Genomic DNA, 17804 nt, shown 5'->3' on the forward strand with positions numbered 1-17804 from the left:
TTGCAACTATTTATAGGAGTTTGACCATACTGTGGTGCATGAGCAATCCGTTATGAGCGCAGATTTTATCAGTTTTAACGTTGTATTGATTTAGGGCGTTTTGAACATTCATAAGCAGGCACTGCTGATAGAAGTATGCTGATAAGGGATTGATAATGCTCAGTAATTATAGATAATGAGGGAAACAATGACAGTTTTCAATAAAGAATACGATTATTATAATATCGTCGATACACTCTAAAGCTGTCATAGCGACTGGGACGCTTGCTTTAAAATACAGTTGCGTAGCCTCTGAGTACACAGCACGCAAGGAAAATGTATACCAGTAGCGTGTTTAAACCCATAGCAGTTTTACATTCAGCTGACTATAGCTAAAACGGCTTATACCATGAGATATAAGCCGTCTCGCAACACTAATGATTGACAATCATCTTTAATCATAACAGATGATATCAATAATCACTGCTATTAGCGTGTACGGGCACACACTTCATCTTCATTGAAGAAGTAGCTGATTTCACGGCTGGCTGATTCGGCTGAATCTGAACCATGAACGGCGTTTTCATCGATGCTGCTCGCAAAGTCAGCACGGATAGTACCTTCAGCGGCGTCGGCTGGGTTGGTTGCGCCCATGATTTCACGATGCTTAGCGATAGCGTTTTCGCCTTCAAGTACAGACACCACAACCGGGCCTGAAGTCATGAATGACACTAGGTCATTATAGAATGGACGCTCTTTGTGCTCAGCGTAAAAACCGCCTGCTTTTTCGTCATCAAGATGCAGCATTTTTGCCGCAACGATTTTTAGACCAGCGTCTTCAAAACGGCTGTAAATGGCGCCAATGTTGTTGCCCGCTACAGCGTCAGGTTTGATGATAGATAAAGTACGTTCGTTAGCCATGAAAAGCTCCTATTAATTAGGGGTTAGTAAGACAAGTAAAGGGTTTTTATCTTTAGCCATTACACCAAGTCAGCGTATTTATGCATCCTCATTATCGACACATCGCTCTTAGCATAAGATTGTTGCCTATTATAATGATTGACGCTATAAATGATAGGGTTAATTTAAGATCATCGTTGATATAAACGTAAACCCAACACTTACTTTTCTATATAGTGAACCTGCTAAAGTTAAGGCTTTTAAAATACTGATAGTCCAAAAAAACAAACTCCGACGCTTAAGTTAAGCATCGAAGTCTGTTTACTTACTGATGTCGTTTTATTGTTTACGCATCATACGGATCGCGCAGTACGATCGTTTCTTCACGGTCAGGACCAGTCGAGATGATATCGATAGGACAGTCGATCAGCGCCTCAATACGTTTGATATATTTTTTGGCATTTTCGGGCAAGTCATCATAGTTGGTGATACCAACCGTCGACTCGCTCCAACCTTCTAACGTCTCATATTTAGGTGTCACTGATTCATAAAACTCAGCATCATGCGCACCTGCACACTCGGTCTCTGGTAGCTCATAACCGACACCGATAAGCAGCTCATCAAGACCGTCTAGAACATCAAGCTTGGTCAAGCAAATGCCTGATAAGGAGTTCAGTACCACAGCACGGCGTAATGCTTCAGCATCAAACCAACCACAGCGGCGAGCACGACCAGTCGTCGCACCAAACTCATGACCAACTCTCGCCAAATGAGCGCCAACATCGTCAAACAGCTCTGTTGGGAATGGACCGCTGCCGACACGTGTGGTATAGGCTTTGGTGATACCGAGCACGTAGTCTAAATACAATGGGCCGATACCGGTACCAGTAGACACGCCACCTGCGGTAACACTTGAGCTGGTCACAAACGGATAAGTACCATGGTCAATATCAAGTAACGTCCCTTGTGCGCCTTCAAACATCAAGTTTTTGCCTTCAAGGCGCATTTGATTGAGCTCCTCAGTCACATCTGTCACCAGACCTGTCAGCTCTTCTTTCCACTCTTGGCACAGTTTGAGGGTCTCATCAAAATCGATGGCGTCGACTTTATAGTACTGAGTCAATTGAAAGTTATGATACTCGATTAGGTTACGAAGCTTTTCTTCTAAATCATCACGGAACAAGTCAGCAAGCTTGATAGCACGGCGAGCCACTTTGTCTTCATAAGCAGGACCAATGCCGCGGCCTGTCGTACCGATTTTACCCGTACCACGTTTGGCTTCACGCGCTTGGTCAAGTGCCACATGATAAGGCATGATCAGAGGACAGTTTGGCGAGATACGTAAGCGCTCACGTACTGGCACATTGTTACCTTCTAGCGCTTTCATCTCTTTTAGCAGTGCGTCTGGGGCCAGCACCACACCGTTACCAATGAAGCAAGTAACACCGGCACGTAGGATACCCGATGGAATCAGATGCAATACCGTGGTTTCGCCATCGACAACCAATGTATGGCCTGCATTGTGACCGCCTTGGAAACGTGCAACGGCTGAAGCCTTTTCGGTGAGCAAATCGACAATCTTGCCCTTACCTTCATCGCCCCATTGGCTTCCTAAAACTACGACATTCTTACCCATGATTAATCCTTACAATAATGTATTGAAGTACTCAGTCTGACACGACAAAACGACGACACGCTCAGCGTGAGAAGCCCTACCCAGACACTTATTAAATAATATCCGTTAAGAGACACTCGCCTGCATTGTTAATGTAGTCGTCATGTGATGGCTTGACTATAAAATAACGCCTTAGAAAACATTCACACTGAGTATGGCGCTATAAATTAGTGATATTAATGTTAAGTACAAAGCAGCAAAGCTATACGGTTTGTAGTTGCCATTGACCATCAAGGACACTCAAACGGTGCGTTAAACCGGCTGGGCAATCCTGCTGATTCAAAGGCATAACGACCCGATAGCCTTGTTGGCGTAAAGTCTGTACTTGCTCATATAATGCGGTTGTCTTTGCTGCATCTGCATGACTCATGTCTGCATGATTCACGACCACGATTTTGGGTGCATCAAGTTGGGTGTGAGCCAGCAAACGGCTGACGTCTAGACTAAAGCCTGTGGCATCTCGTGGCTGTTCATTATGGCTCTGCATACCATCAAAACGGCCGCCCCGTACCAAAGGCTGAGTCTCACTATTGATATAACCGTTAAATATGATCCCTGTATGATAGTGATAGCCTGAAAGCTCAGTGATATCGATACTTACCTCACACTGCCAGCGCTGCTGCAGGTGCGTTTTTAAGCGCTGTAGCTCGTCGACAGCGGTAGCTATGGCGCTATCTTGTTGCGCAGTGGCAGACAGCTTGGCCAGTAGCAGCGACATATCATGCCCAAAACGTGCCAATGCATAAAAGTCATCACCCATCGGCAAGGCTTCACAAACCCGTTTTAGCTCTGGTAAGTTTTTGTTGGCATACAGATGCATCAGCTGCTTAGTGTCTGTATCTGGCAGCTTGGCCAGGGTGGCCAAACGTTTAAATATAGCGACATGGCCTAAGTCGATATGCAGTGCAGCACTCATGTTTAGATCGTTTATCATCGTAAACAACACATCGATCAGCTCGATATCTGCACTTAATGAAGCGCAGCCAAATATCTCTGCGCCCAGCTGTAGCGGTGTTCGAGAGCCAAACAGCCCTGATGGTAAGGTGTGAATCACATCGCCAGCATAGCAGTAACGAGCGATACCTTCGCCGCCCCAGTGCGCATCGATACGTAATATCTGTGGCGTGATATCAGCACGCACGCCCATGAGTCGACCCGTCAGTTGGTCAATAATTTTAAAGGTCTGGCGTTTAAGATCTTCTGATGCTTGGCTCAATAAAGACTCGGTATACTCAATCATTGGCGGGCATACCAACTGATAACCATGAGTAATGAGCTGCTGAGTCAACTTGTGCCGTAGCACTTCTTGCTTTTGTGCATCCTCAAACAACACATCGACCACCCCATCAGGCAAGAGCCAACTGTTGGCAACTTCGGCGCTGAAGTTACTTAGATGAAAATTACTGAGATGCGGCCCACCACTAATTGCTGTGCCATTTTCGGCAGGCTGAATTGCGGTATTATTAGAGCGTACTACGTCGGGAACAGCTGAATCAGAACTTGCAGACACAATAAATCCTTGTTTGGCGTATCGCTTACCAAAAAACGCGGCATTATAAGGTTATGTTGATGATCACATCAGTAATAAACGGTTTGCATTTTTTAAACGCAACATCATCAACCCAATTATGATAAACAAACTAGGTGATACCAAAAAATAAGAATTGAGAGTATATATCTGGAATGATAAAACGATTATACCAATGCGATAAATGATCAAGGCACTTTAGGTTTTAGTTTAGCATAGCAGCCTAGTTTCGCCTAGTCACAATTGCACCCAATATCTCACCTGTTTTTAACTTATTAGCGATAGGCCGTCCGACATAAAGTCGACACATGCATATTATTAGGGCGATTTAACTATATGTCTATTTATGCCTATTGAAAAACATCCTAGAGCGTCTTAAACACGAGTATCGCAACTTTTGGGTTACAATACCCTCTAGATCCCGTGTTACACTACTCCTCGAGTATGCATCCGCTTTCAGCCACAGCAGGGCTTTATTGGCCCTGTTTAGATTGTCGTTTACTGGCTCAATGCGTAAATTCACTGTCATGTTTACAAGAAGCTAGCTTCTATCAAACCCTTACGGACAACCTCTGTCAGTATCACAGTCGAATCTTTGCCACGTTCTAAAGATATACACTGATTCACCTTTATAACATCACTTATCTCGGAGGCGCTATGTCATCTGATTATCATCCTAATCCCGCCATCAATCAAACCAACGTCTTAGGCACTGCGCTGGCCAGCTGTTGCTTTGACCCTATTACCGGCTACTATCGCAATGGGTTTTGCCATACTGGCAACCATGACGTTGGCCAACACACCGTCTGTGCAAAAATGAGCAGCGAATTCTTAAACTTTTCGGCCGTTCGTGGCAACGATCTTATTACGCCATTGCCTGAATATAACTTCCCTGGTCTTAAGCCGGGTGACTTTTGGTGTATCTGTGCGCTGCGTTGGGTCGAAGCTTTAGACTTTGATATTGCGCCACAAATCAAATTGGAAGCCTGTCACGAAAGCTTGTTAAGCTTAGTAGATATCGATACTCTAAAACGCTATGCCATATAACGCCTAAATCTTAAATACCTCTAAATTTATATTGATAATGATTATCGTTTGTAATATCATTTGCAACTATTCTTGCGCAGATATTACTCAAACACTTATCGATTGCCAGTATGGTTACTTTTCATTATCTATTGAGGTTTTTATGCATTTATCCCGTTTAGGCCAAGCTTTAGCACTTTCGATTACTGCCCTCTTGCTCAGCGCCTGCGGTGATAATGATAACGGTGACATTGAGATAAGCGATGTCACCCCGCCTCTTTTGATTACTGACCACCATTTTGAGGATGGTTACTCAAGTGTGGCAGCGGTGTTTATAGCTGGGCAAGTCAAAGACACTGGAGGAATACAATCACTAACCTATCAGCTCAATGATGAACCAGAGAAATCACTTACCCTTGATCAAGAAGGCTTCTTTAGTGAGAGTATTTTATTGGCTCTAGGCACCAATCAACTGACTTTGACGGCAACTGACAGGTCTGATAACACGACCCAGTCAACTAAGACGATCTATGTGGGTGACAAGGTTGCAGCAGGTGGCTCGCATACAGGAGCTATCAAAGACGGACAATTATATGGCTGGGGACGCAATAATTATGGTCAGACTGGCCTCAATATGACCACAAAACTGACAGATGTCAGTGTGCACCCAGCAACACCTGCATTGATGAGCCGAGCCCCAAACAATCTTGCTAGCATTAGCTTCAACCAAAATCACTCATTAGCTATTGACCAAAAGGGGCAAGTATATAGTTGGGGCGAAGATAAATATGGCCAGTTAGGGCGTGGTGATACAGGTCGTCATGACTGTGTTCGTTCAGATGACTGCCGACTTGATATAGGCGCTATAGCCGACATCAACAATGCCGTCATGACCGCAGCTGGCTATAAGCACAACCTAGTCTTAACTAAAGACGGCTCAGTTTGGGCGTTTGGTGCCAATGGTCAAGGACAGCTTGGTAATGGCTTGACGACTGAGAGCAGCACCCCAGTTCAAGTTGACTTTTCTACTCTAGATGCCGGTCACATTGTCCAAGTTGTGGCCAGCGCAAACAGCTCTTACGCCCTTGATGATAAAGGTCAAGTTTGGGGCTGGGGTAGCGATGCTTATGCCAATCTTGGCAAAGGTCAAGAATGCACCAGCAACCACAATTGTCTCAATGTACACACCAAACCTATACGCATTCCAGTGATTCAGGCAGATGATGTCGCAGAGGGTCACACTGAAGTCGTCATCCAGTTAGCCGCTGGCCGTGATCATGTTTTGGCATTAACCAATAACAACTCAGTTTATGGCTGGGGTCTCAATGCCAGTAGCCAAGTTGGCTATAACGGCGAAAACTTCTCTGATACTGAACAGGCTTGGGACCGTATCGTCACGACCCCGACCAAACTTCCTTGGTTTGTGGACAAGGAGGTGCGCCGTATCTATGCCAATGGTAATGCCAGCTACGCCTTACTGAATAATGGCAAGGTCTATCCATGGGGTATGTTTGGTGAGACCAACAGTGCCGGTAAGACCATTTATAATGATTTAGATGAGCCGACTGACAAGCTAACCAGCTTGACGGCTGTCGACAATATGGCGATGGGAGCGATGCATCTTATTGCTCACGAAAAACCAGACACTCAAAACCCTGATGGTAATTTATTCACTTGGGGTTGGAGCTTTGAGGGTTCATTAGGTAGTGCAGACGCCGCCCATATCTGGATGTACAACACCCCTATCCCTATTAGCCTGCCAAACTGACACCAGCGTCATAGCAATATACTGGCCAAGCCAAATCTTATAAAACGCCATAATAAGCGATAAAAGGGCACATATACTATGTCGTCCCTTTATCCGTTAGACAGCTTATTATCAGCATTGTATCCAATTATGACACTTTTTTAGGTAATACCATGCCTTTATTGCATCACCTCACAACACCTGAGCGATTCTCTAAACAAGCATCAGCTGTATCTTTGCCCATTATTATGCGTACGACTCTGTTAACGCTCAGCATAGCACTGACTGCTTGTGGTGGTTCAGACGACAGTACTTCGACCTCCCCTAACTTACCAGTCTTACCTGATGATAATAGTAACCAAGAGACGCATACACACTGGCTACCAGCTGGCGGCGCAGCCACCATCAACTCTGATGTGGCACGTCCGTTTTTGCAAATCATCCCTAAGCTACCGAGTCACCTTTTGGGTGGTGTTTCAACTGGACGCGAGCTATTTATTACTCAATGGACACCAGCAAACGAAGGACGTGCACTCTTCGATGGTGTCGGCCCCTTATTTAATGCTAATGCCTGTACCCAATGTCATAGCGATGCTGGGCGCAAAGCCACATATCTCCCCAATGGCGAGTTGAGCGATGCTATTTTATTTCGATTAGGTGATAAGCAAGGTATCGCCCATCATTACTATGGCGAACAACTGCAGCATCAAAGCATTGACCCAAGTATTGCTCCTGAGGGTAAGATGCAATATACGCATACTACAGCCACTCCAGATACACCCGCTGGTACCAAGTTTATGTTCACCCCTGCTGACAGCAATCAACCTTTGGGAAGCAACGCCATTAGTGGGCGCATCTCTCCACAGCTTGTCGGTATGGGCCTACTCGACCTAATATCTGATGCTGATATTATTGCCGCAGCCGATCCTGACGATCATAACCAAGATGGTATCCGTGGTCGTGTACACTGGGTCTATGAGGGCAATCAACAGCAAGTGGGGCGCTTTGGTTGGAAAGCCATTAATTCAAGCCTACGTACACAAAACGCCAATGCCATGTCGCAAGATATGGGACTGACCACATCCGTATTTATAGAGCCTAACTGCACTGTCAATCAACCTATTTGCTGGACAGCAGAAAACGGAGGCAGTCCTGAAGTATCAGACAGCAGTTTGGATGCCGTGGTTGACTTTATGACCGCATTGGCTGTACCTGAAAGACGAATAGACGACTTACAGGCTTTTAATCAAGGGGCTAACTTATTTGCTGAAGTCGGGTGTGCGAGCTGTCATACGCCTAAACAAAAAACGGGAGAGAGCATTCGATTTCCACTTTTATCACAGCAAACGATTTATCCTTATACTGACCTGCTTTTACATGACATGGGTCTAGGGCTCGATGATGGGGTCAAAGAAAAGAACGCTGAAAGCTATGAATGGCGCACCCCACCACTTTGGGGTATCGGCATCGTTGCCCGTGATCCAGAGGCACGCTTCTTACATGATGGGCGGGCTCGCAGTATTACAGAAGCCATATTGTGGCATGGGGGCGAAGCTGAAGCAGTCAAAACACGCTTTACACAGTTGACTGATGCAGAAAAAGAAAACTTACTCAGGTTTTTGCATAGTATTTAGCGAGATACGCCGTAAGTCGTTGTGACTGACCGACATCTTCTTTATTAAGAGCATTATTGAGGGTAGTAAGTTATTGAGGGTAGTAAAAAAGGGGCTAACACTTGAACGGTTAGCCCCTTTTTTATTGATTATCAGTTATGCTTGCTTTAACGTTTTTATACCAAACCTGCAGATTTCTCAGCAGCATCAACCGTTTGACGAATCAAAGTGTTGATAGTCATCGGCCCTACGCCGCCAGGTACTGGCGTATAAGCACTGGCCAAGTTTTCTACACCACGTAATTCGATATCACCAACACCGCCATCATCTGTTGGATGAAAACCTGCATCAATCACCACCGCACCTTCTTTGATCCATTCAGCTTTGATAAGCTCTGGCACCCCTACTGCCCCAACGACGATATCTGCACGCTTGATGTGTGCTGCTAAGTCTTGGGTTTTTGAATGACACATGGTCACAGTGCAATTGGCATTGAGTAGCATCATCGCCATCGGCTTACCCAAAATGGGACTACGCCCTACGACCACAGCTTGTTTGCCAGCCAGCTCAATATCGTAATGATCTAATAAGTGCATGATGCCTTGCGGTGTACATGAGCCATAAGCGGATTCTTGCATACTCATGCGCCCAAAGCCCAAACAAGTCACGCCGTCCACATCTTTAGCTAGATCAATCTGCTCAAAACAAGCACGCTCATCGATGTGATCGGGCACGGGATGTTGGAGCAAGATACCATGTACATCAGGATTGTTATTTAGCTCATCAATCTTAGCCATCAACTGCGCTGTGGTAGTAGCACTCGGCATCTCTACTCGAATAGAGTCCATACCGACCCGCTTACAGGCATTGCCTTTCATGCGTACATAAGTGGCAGAGGCAGGGTCATCACCGACCAATATAGTCGCTAAGCTTGGCGTGCGTCCTGTTTTTTCTTTGATGGCGTCCACGCGTGTGCGTAGTAACTGTTCTATTTGTTTAGCAAGTGCTTTGCCGTCCAAAATGGTAGCAGACTCTTGGGCAGTCGACATAGTAACTCCAATAGAGAATCATGATAAATCACGTTAAATTAAGCTTGCCTATTGTACCTGTCTCATCAACAAAAACCTAGCCTTTGCTGTCACTTAAGCCTCGACCTGCTTTTATAACTTAATCTGTTTTTATAAAGAGTAAGTAGAGCGCATCCAAGTCTCGAAAAGCAGGACACGCTCTAGCAACACTCTTACTCTTATCAGTGGCTTATTTAGACAAGGTATTTAAGTTAAGGTATGTGGGTTAACGTCCTAGTACAGCACGGGGGTCTATAGGGTTGCCATTTAGTCGCACTTGGAACTCTAAAGCAACTTGATTGGTTTGGCCGCTGCTGCCCATATTAGCAATGCGTTGACCCCGCTGTACAGAGTCGCCCTCTTTTACCAGTAGCTGGCTGTTGTGAGCGTAAGCTGTGATATAGCTGTCACTATGACGAATCATAATAAGATTGCCATATTCGGGTAGACCATCCCCTGAGTATAGTACCGTACCACTTTGGCTGGCGAGTACAGGATCGCCCATCTTGCCTGCAAACCACATACCCATATTGCCAGACGCGGCATCGAAGTTACGAATCACTTGGTTGCGACTGGGATACTCGTATCCTGACGTTGCATTGGCTGTGGCTTGATAAGCAGGTGTGGGGTTAGCCGGCGGTGTGTATTGGGGCTGCGGGGTCGTTGGCGTTGTATTGACATTGTAGGTGTTGTTATGAGCAGGACGGGCAGGCGCTCGCTGATCACCGTGCCACAGCTTGAGCCATTGGCCAGTATAGATCGTATACTTACTATCGAGATTGTTTAGTGCACCAATCTGCCGATAATTTAAGCGATAACGTGCTGCGATTTGACTGACTGTATCACCCCGCTTTACCAGATGATAGTTAGGCACGCCTTGGCTGTTTGTAATAATGGTAGGCCTTGAGTGCGTGGCACTTTGATAAGTCGGCTTAGTTGCACAGCCTGTCATGACAAGCGCAAGAGTGCCAATCACCGCTGCTGTAGCAAGCTGTGTTTTAGAAGTAAGCTTTTTCATACAAGGTTTTCCTATCTTTTATATTAGGGCATTCTCTATGTTAAGGCGTTGTTGTAGAGGTATACAGTCGCTATTATAGCCATAATTTACGGACATTTATAATAAAAGCAACATTTTGCAACGCCTGTAGACTACAAGGTTGTATTCAAGAAAGTATTGAGGGTTGTGGTCGGTGTATGGCTCAGTCTGATAGGAGATAAGCTAATATATCCTGCAGTAACTGCCTGATAGTCAGTATATACCACAGTATGACCAGCAGCATCGTCACAGTCTGTAGCGGATTCTGGTGTTAGGGGTTGAAACGGCTCAGTTTCACTGCTTAGTGGCTGACGCTTACGTAGACTCAACCAGTACGCCTCTCGGCCACGTGGGTCGACAATATGATGTACTGGCTGCTCTATCTGCCGATACCCTATACTTGTAACTTTGCGACCTTTGATATCTTTGGCACATGTTATGGGCGGTATATTAACATTCAATACATGCTCAGGCAGCTGACCGATGACGTCCAAGATAGAGGTTTCAGTCAGCAGCTTGACGATCTCTGCTGCCGCTAGATCATAACGACTTCTTTGTTGCTCATCGTCACTCATAGTACCGCCCACCAATGAGGTGGCAATTGCTGGCACTCCAAAGACCTGAGCGGTTAATGCGGCACCAAAGGTTCCTGAATAATGCACATTTTGACCTAAATTATCTCCTGCATTGATGCCAGTAATCACACAATCAAAGCGAGTCTCACAGTACAGCTGATTTAGAGCCAAATAAACACAATCAGCGGGTGAGCCATTTACTGATATAAAGCCCGATGCCAGCTTTTGCGCATACAACGGCTGAGAGATATGTAGAGAGCTGGCACTACCGCTATGCTCTGCATTGGGTGCAACCACCACCACCTCGCCGATTTTGGATAATGCTCGATATAGTGCTAACAGGCCTGGCGCATACACCCCATCATCATTACTAATTAAAAACTTCATATCAGCTCAATGTATTCCTATCTTCAGGTGTGTGGCACATTCATAATGTCACTACCGTAACGGGTTATGAAAAAATATCAAACCCGTATTATCAGACGTCATTATAATATAAAATGGCCTAACTTCAGACCCTGTGACTGCAAGTGCTATCATAAACGCCGGCAGTTGGCGGCTGAGTATAGCGCAATAGTGCACATTCATAAACCAAGTGTGAGCAGCTACTTAAGTATCAACCTGCACTATAAACGCCTACAATAAACACTATAGCGTCACCCTATTTGTTGCTTCTTTGGATACAATAGGCAACAATGCACAACGTAGCGATTAAAGTGAGGTAACTTACTCTCAGATGCTACCGATATGTTGCTACAAAACGTTCTAGGGTCACAAGACATCTACACATAAACCAATATTTTATGTGACTTTTGTTTTTATTCCAATTACCATAAGACCATCAAATAACGCAAAGTGAGTGTGATACTGAATGAAGACTCAATCGATATTATCTACAGTTCCTATGACCACAAAAACAATGATAACAATTGCTTCAAAAATTGGCATTGCTGGGCTGATAACATCCACTGCTATACTGTCACAGTCAGCAACTGCTGCTAATAACGTTTCAACCATACCACTAGACATGTCTGGCATGAATATTACCAAACACGAAATTGCTGTGATGCAAGTGCTTTCTGAAATCTGCCCCCCTATGCTCAATGGCAATCAAAAACAGCGATTCTACAAGTCGTATAATCATCAGCTAAAAGAGTTGATGCCTACTCTAGAAGATCCTAAAGCTGCGATTCAATACTTATCGACGCAGCAAGACTATCGCCAAATTCTTCAAAGTATGCGCAGCTGGACGTTGAGCTTTTCTAAACAAGACAACAAAGCGCTGTGTGTAGACTTGGCAAATGCAAGCTACTAATGACAACCGCATTGCAGTGTTTATAAACATGGGTACAGATGAGGCAGCTAAAAACACAGAGAGCTGCAAAAACAAACCGCTTCTGTGACTCACTTTTAACGATTGATTTGTTATATCAATCCAAATCAAAGCTTGCTTTGCTCTGACCGCATAACTCAGGGCAAAGCAAGCTTTTTATTCATTGCGGTATACAATTAATTGGGCCAAAAGCGATTATGGCTATTGCTGCAGGCTGGCTTTTAGACTATTCTTGCTAGCCTTATCAAGGTCTTATTTTATGTTATTTATATATTTCTCCTTGACCGGTATTTTGCTAAGATAAGGCGTTAATTTTATGCCTATTTTGTATACTTTAGCGGCTGTTAAAACGCTATCGCTATGAGAATAGGCGCATTGGGTTTCATGATGTGGTGTAACAGTTTATGACAGTAAAGCGTGTAAAAAACCAGCTCGTGCAGTTGGTGGTCGGTGTGAGTGTTTCTTTTGGTGCAGTGATGGCAAATGCAGCTATTCAGCCGCCTGAGATGGACAACACCGCCTATGTATTGATGGATTATAATACCGGTGAAATATTAGCTCAAAAGAATGCCAATCAACCCTTGCCGCCGGCGTCACTGACTAAAATGATGACCAGCTACATCATCGAACAGCGCCTAAGCTCTGGTGACTTGAGCGAAGACGAACAAGTGCTGATGAGTGAAAACGCTTGGTGCCGTGGTAGCAGTAGTCAATCTTGTATGTATGTACCCGTAAACCAAACAGCAAGTGTGATCGATATGCTGCGTGGCATCATCATTCAATCGGGCAACGACGCTTCAAAAGCCATGGCTGAGTATATCGCCGGTAGTGAGGCCTCATTTGCGATATTGATGAATGAGCAAGCTGAGAAGCTTGGCATGGACAATACGCACTTTGTCAATGCCACCGGTATGCCTGATGAGGGTCACGAAGCCTCTGCCTTGGACTTGGCAAAGCTGGCCCGTGCTATCATCAAAAACAGCGGCGATTACTATGATATTTATGCCGAAAAAGAGTTTACTTATAACGGTATTACGCAAGGCAATCGCAACGCCCTCCTGGCTACAGACTCTACCGTTGATGGTCTAAAAACCGGCCATACCAATGCTGCCGGTTACTGCTTGGTGGCATCAAGCGACCGTAATGATATGCGTCTAATATCTGTCATTATGGGCACCAAAAGTCCGCAAGCTCGGGCCGATCAATCTCGTGAGCTGCTCAACTGGGGTTTTGGGCACTTTACAACCGTCACCAAAGCGCCTGCTGGTCAGTTTGTGAGTAAGCTACCTGTATGGTTCGGTGAGGCAGATGAGATTGAGCTGGTCACCGGTGACACACTACAAGTTTTGACCAGCAAAACCCAAAAAAACAAAATCACTACTGTTGTCGATATTCCTGAAAGTATAGAAGCACCACTCAAAAAAGGTCAGCAAGTCGGTAAAATGATGGCTGTCATTGATGGTAAAGCGATAGCATCCGTACCTATCGTCGCAACCAATGATATCGAGCAGTCAGGCTTTATCAGTCGCATGTGGCAACATGTGGTACGTTGGGCACAGAACTTGTTTTAGTCTTGTGTTCATATAACCATTTAAAAGGCAGTAATTAAAAAAGCGCTTTATCATAAGCGCTTTTTTTGAGTTTAATATCGTTTACTGCTCATTATTTATCACCAGCAATAATCGAGAGTGACCATGAAACACCTTACAATAACAAGCATATTGACACTCATTCCTTTATTCACAGGTTGTCAGTCCATTCAGCTGGCAGAAAGCCCCATCCCAGTCACCGCTCATCCTATAGTCGCTACACAGTGAGATCGAGACCTTTATATTGCTATGCTACTGATACCCGACTTGACGCTATCCTCGCCCAGGGCCATTAAACTGCGGCAGTCAATATGTCTTCAAAATAATACTTACTATGCTTCCGGGTTGGCTGGCTGATGTTTAATGACGGTTTTGGCTAAATGATTACCAAACCAAATGGCCGTATCCATATCGCCCTTGCCTGGGGTTTCTTCAGGGGGCGCATCAAGCGATTGCGTCATCAAACCCAAAAAGCTTGATAGACGGTTTAAGTCTTCCTCACCATGACCAGTCGGCATCAATGGCATACCGATCCAGTTCATGCCATGCTGCATCGTAAACAAACAGATTTGCTGTAATACCGCAAGCTTATCACCACTCAGCCCACCAGAGTTCGCAAAGCCAGCCGCCCACTTCCCTTCCCATTTGCGATGATACCAGCGCTTAGAAGTCTCATCCATAAAGGTTTTGAAGCCTGCTGGCACATTACCCATATAGACTGCACTGCCAAATACCAGTAAGTCTGCTTGATCCAAAAATGCCCAGTCAATGTCATGAACATCGACAGCTTTTACCTGTGCTGTTGGCAGTTGCTGACGAGCGCCCGTGGCTATCGCTTCAGCAACACGTTTGGTATGTCCATAGTTGCTATGATAAACCACTGCTATGGATGCTGTCGGCTGCTTATCAGTGGTGCGAGTAGGTTTTTTTGCGGATGTATTCATACAAGCTCTAATAATAGTAGTGGGTGGGCGACTTAGTACGTTTTATATTGCTGCCTTGACATTGAAATAGAAAATATTAGGATACAAAAATATCTCGCTCAGATATTTGATTTAAAGCATTCACGTGCAGAGTTATACATTCATCTTAGTGGATATTTTACCATGACTGCGTACAATCACAAGCGCCATACGACCAGTGGCCGCCTGCTTCAGATGAGTCTGACGTCTATAAGAATAATAATGAGCATCACCATAGCTACAAGGCGGCATATCGGTACATACTTCAATGCCAACAGTCGCCAGCTGATGAGCGGCAAGCTTCGGTAAGTTTAGTTTTATTTTGTTTGCTTTTACTGTAGCAGTATTTGTCAAATCAGCAACCGTCTCCCCTAAAGGTTCTATAGTAGCACCGGAGGCGAGAGGCGTGTCAGATGGCACACAAAAAAGCGCATCAAAACTATCACTATCTGATGATGATAGCAGCTGATTTTTTATACCGCCGTTCAATAACTGGTCACGCACAGCGCCATCCACTTCATAGTTTTCCTGACTGATACATACCCCTATCCATGCCAAAACTGGTATCGATAAATCAAATTTCGCTGCCGTAGATTTTATCACCCCACAAGCCAAGCCTTGCCAACCTGCATGAATCGCTGCTATCTTGCCTGTCTTTGGTTGATACAAGACGATAGGCACACAATCAGCAGTCATGATTGCCAGACCAATCCCAGGCTGCTGACTAATCATGGCATCTGCATGCACTGGCTGCATACTAAGTGCGCTATTGTCGATGTCACAGACGTGATGGCCATGAATTTGATTGACCCAATGCAGACTATTTATAGCCGTATGATAAACAGAAGCGTCGTTAGCTATGCGCTTCTTTATATCTTGATCCTGATGACTCAGATGTTGATTGATATGGGCCAGTAGATGCATACGGTTGCTTAATACCTGATCGGCATTGTCTTGCACATGCAGCCCAAGATTCATCTCACCGTAGCTGGCCTGCCCTGTTTGTCGCATGCTTGAAGTGTCTGAGCACGTTATATTAGAGGCATCATCAACAGCAAGTGCTGCGGTCTGAAACACCGTCACCTCATTGATTTGTGCCACTACGGTTATTGGGAGTTTATCCATCATATCCACTTGTTGTTATCAATGACTACTAGTGATCCATAATCGGTGCTACTGCCAATGCCTTTATTAAAGCGGGTCCGTGTGGCCATTTTATGCTTCATCATAGCCATCACTGAGTACTTCGATCAGCCGCTGCATGTCTTCAGGAATTGGGGTGGTCACTTCGATGTCTTCCCCTGTCGTGGGGTGGACAAAACCTAAGGCATAAGCATGCAATGCTTGACGAGGGAATGTGCTAATGGTTTGACGCTGCTCCTCGGTGAGACCTGCTCGCAGTTGGCGTCTACCACCATAGACACGATCACCGATCAGTGGATGACCCACATGACTTAAATGTACTCGAATCTGATGAGTACGCCCTGTCTCTAATCCCACATCCAAGCGACAGTAGTTTTCATTTAACGGGGTAATCCCTAGTAAGTGCGTCACTGCCTCGCGTCCAGCCGTCATGACAGTCATTTTGGTTCTTTGATTACGGTGGCGGCCGATAGGTGCATCGATTGTTTTATGACGTCTGAGACTGGCTTGATCTCCTGCGACCACGCATTGGTAGTGACGATAGACGGACTTGTCTTTTAATTGCTCCATAAGCGCCATTTGTGCAGGTTTGGTTTTACCGATGAGTAATAGCCCTGAGGTGTCTTTATCAATACGATGTACCAGACCTGCACGGGGCAGATGATATTGCTGGGGGTAATGATAAAGTAAAGCATTGACCAGTGTGCCTGTCTGATTACCTGCACCGGGATGCACCACCATCCCCACAGGCTTATTGATGACCAGTACGTCTTCGTCTTCATAGACGACATCGATAGCGATGTTTTCTGGCTGATCCTCGCTGTGCTGTTGTAGCGTCGTCGATAGCTGTAAGACGTCACCTGCTTTGACACGGTTTTTGGGTTTTTGGATACTGCCATTATTTACTAGGCTGCCGTCGCTGATCCAAGTTTGCAATTGGGCGCGTGAGAAGTCTGTAAAAACCAGTGAAGCAAGCTTATCGATACGTTGGCCTGCTTCTTGTTCAGTGACGACGTGCGAGACATCGATGACTTGCTCCGTCGCTTGCTGGTCAATCAATGGATCATGGTCATCACTATCGTCATCATCATCTAGCAAGTCTTCATCAAGCATCTCGTCGTCAACAGTCTGCTGGCTATCGCCGAGCGCTAACTCATCGTCTGCTGCTAGGTCTTTGTGCGCATTGACAGTACTGTCATGGACAGCATCAGTGTGCTCTAAAGGTGACGCTTGAGATTGTAACTCAGCATCTGACTGCTGAGTGGGAGTAGCATTTGTGGTCATAGCGTTATTTTTCATAAATGGTTAAAGAGTAGCGAATTAAGAGACGGTCAGTGGTTAGGGTCTGTTGAACATTCATTATCGGATGTATTGTAATGGCTTCTATAGTGTATCATGTCATACGCCCAAGCCCTACAATTCCTATGACTTATCTAAAATTGACTATAATTGGTAGCTTGTATTCATTTGCCTTTTATAGTCAAATAAGCAGCTTATAGTAGACTCAATTTAAAAATATTACAGCGCTACTGGGATGAACTTTCCTTGCTTGCTGCGTTCCCAGAGGCTGCGCAAAATTCATCCCAGTAGCGCTTTTGGATTTATGACAGTTTTGTTTTCAACTGACGATA

The 17804-nt window shown here is 45.1% G+C and carries 15 protein-coding genes; 5 read left to right on the forward strand and 10 right to left on the reverse strand.

Translation table 11 applies throughout. The annotated features are described in order from the left end of the window. Positions 1-468: 468 nt before the first annotated feature. From ndk to J3492_RS03240, 3 genes are all read right to left on the reverse strand, one after another. The gene (gene ndk / locus J3492_RS03230) at positions 469-900 is read right to left on the reverse strand and encodes a nucleoside-diphosphate kinase (protein WP_207989817.1); all 432 of its coding nucleotides are present in this window, start codon (positions 898-900) and stop codon (positions 469-471) included. Between the two features lie 325 nt (positions 901-1225). Next, complete coding sequence (locus J3492_RS03235) at positions 1226-2515, reverse strand: adenylosuccinate synthase (protein WP_207989819.1); 1290 nt, start codon at positions 2513-2515, stop codon at positions 1226-1228. A gap of 241 nt (positions 2516-2756) precedes the next feature. Next, positions 2757-4064, reverse strand: a complete 1308-nt coding sequence (locus J3492_RS03240; RefSeq protein WP_207989821.1) for an ATP phosphoribosyltransferase regulatory subunit — start codon at positions 4062-4064, stop codon at positions 2757-2759. Between the two features lie 675 nt (positions 4065-4739). Between J3492_RS03240 and J3492_RS03245 the strand changes: the two genes are divergently transcribed. From J3492_RS03245 to J3492_RS03255, 3 genes are all read left to right on the forward strand, one after another. Continuing rightward, positions 4740-5129, forward strand: a complete 390-nt coding sequence (locus tag J3492_RS03245; RefSeq protein WP_207989823.1) for a DUF2237 family protein — start codon at positions 4740-4742, stop codon at positions 5127-5129. Positions 5130-5271: 142 nt separating this feature from the next. Next, on the forward strand, positions 5272-6876 hold the full coding sequence (locus tag J3492_RS03250; protein ID WP_207989826.1) for an RCC1 domain-containing protein: 1605 nt from the start codon (positions 5272-5274) through the stop codon (positions 6874-6876). Positions 6877-7028: 152 nt separating this feature from the next. Then, positions 7029-8489: a di-heme oxidoredictase family protein gene (locus tag J3492_RS03255; protein ID WP_207989828.1), complete on the forward strand. Its 1461-nt coding sequence runs from the start codon at positions 7029-7031 to the stop codon at positions 8487-8489. Between the two features lie 155 nt (positions 8490-8644). Here the strand turns inward: J3492_RS03255 and folD are convergent, their stop codons facing one another. The 4 genes from folD to J3492_RS13175 form a co-directional block, all read right to left on the reverse strand. After that, on the reverse strand, positions 8645-9517 hold the full coding sequence (folD, locus tag J3492_RS03260) for a bifunctional methylenetetrahydrofolate dehydrogenase/methenyltetrahydrofolate cyclohydrolase FolD (protein ID WP_207989830.1): 873 nt from the start codon (positions 9515-9517) through the stop codon (positions 8645-8647). A 244-nt stretch (positions 9518-9761) separates the two neighbouring features. Next, positions 9762-10553 (reverse strand): LysM peptidoglycan-binding domain-containing M23 family metallopeptidase, encoded by a 792-nt coding sequence (locus J3492_RS03265; protein WP_207989831.1) that lies wholly within the window; start codon positions 10551-10553, stop codon positions 9762-9764. Between the two features lie 131 nt (positions 10554-10684). Then, positions 10685-11533 (reverse strand): 5'/3'-nucleotidase SurE, encoded by an 849-nt coding sequence (gene surE, locus J3492_RS03270; protein ID WP_207989839.1) that lies wholly within the window; start codon positions 11531-11533, stop codon positions 10685-10687. A 492-nt stretch (positions 11534-12025) separates the two neighbouring features. Continuing rightward, positions 12026-12184: a hypothetical protein gene (locus J3492_RS13175; protein ID WP_243453071.1), complete on the reverse strand. Its 159-nt coding sequence runs from the start codon at positions 12182-12184 to the stop codon at positions 12026-12028. Between J3492_RS13175 and J3492_RS13180 the strand changes: the two genes are divergently transcribed. Beyond that, positions 12183-12461, forward strand: coding sequence for an MCR_0457 family protein (locus J3492_RS13180; RefSeq protein WP_243453072.1), 279 nt, complete (start codon positions 12183-12185; stop codon positions 12459-12461). The genes J3492_RS13175 and J3492_RS13180 overlap by 2 nt on opposite strands. A 422-nt stretch (positions 12462-12883) precedes the next feature. Next, positions 12884-14050 carry a D-alanyl-D-alanine carboxypeptidase family protein gene (locus J3492_RS03280; protein ID WP_207989843.1) on the forward strand — a complete coding sequence of 389 codons (1167 nt, stop codon included), beginning with the start codon at positions 12884-12886 and terminating at the stop codon, positions 14048-14050. A gap of 350 nt (positions 14051-14400) precedes the next feature. Here J3492_RS03280 and J3492_RS03285 read toward each other — a convergent pair whose 3' ends face one another. The 3 genes from J3492_RS03285 to J3492_RS03295 all read right to left on the reverse strand — a co-directional run bounded on the left by J3492_RS03285 (position 14401) and on the right by J3492_RS03295 (position 17457). Continuing rightward, positions 14401-15012: a flavodoxin family protein gene (locus J3492_RS03285; protein WP_207989845.1), complete on the reverse strand. Its 612-nt coding sequence runs from the start codon at positions 15010-15012 to the stop codon at positions 14401-14403. A 132-nt stretch (positions 15013-15144) separates the two neighbouring features. After that, positions 15145-16155, reverse strand: coding sequence for a purine nucleoside phosphorylase YfiH/LACC1 family protein (locus J3492_RS03290; protein WP_243453073.1), 1011 nt, complete (start codon positions 16153-16155; stop codon positions 15145-15147). A gap of 90 nt (positions 16156-16245) precedes the next feature. After that, positions 16246-17457 (reverse strand): RluA family pseudouridine synthase, encoded by a 1212-nt coding sequence (locus J3492_RS03295; RefSeq protein WP_424108373.1) that lies wholly within the window; start codon positions 17455-17457, stop codon positions 16246-16248. Positions 17458-17804: the final 347 nt, after the last annotated feature.

It is taken from the genome of Psychrobacter coccoides (genome assembly GCF_017498085.1).
Taxonomy (GTDB): Bacteria; Pseudomonadota; Gammaproteobacteria; order Pseudomonadales; family Moraxellaceae; genus Psychrobacter; species Psychrobacter coccoides.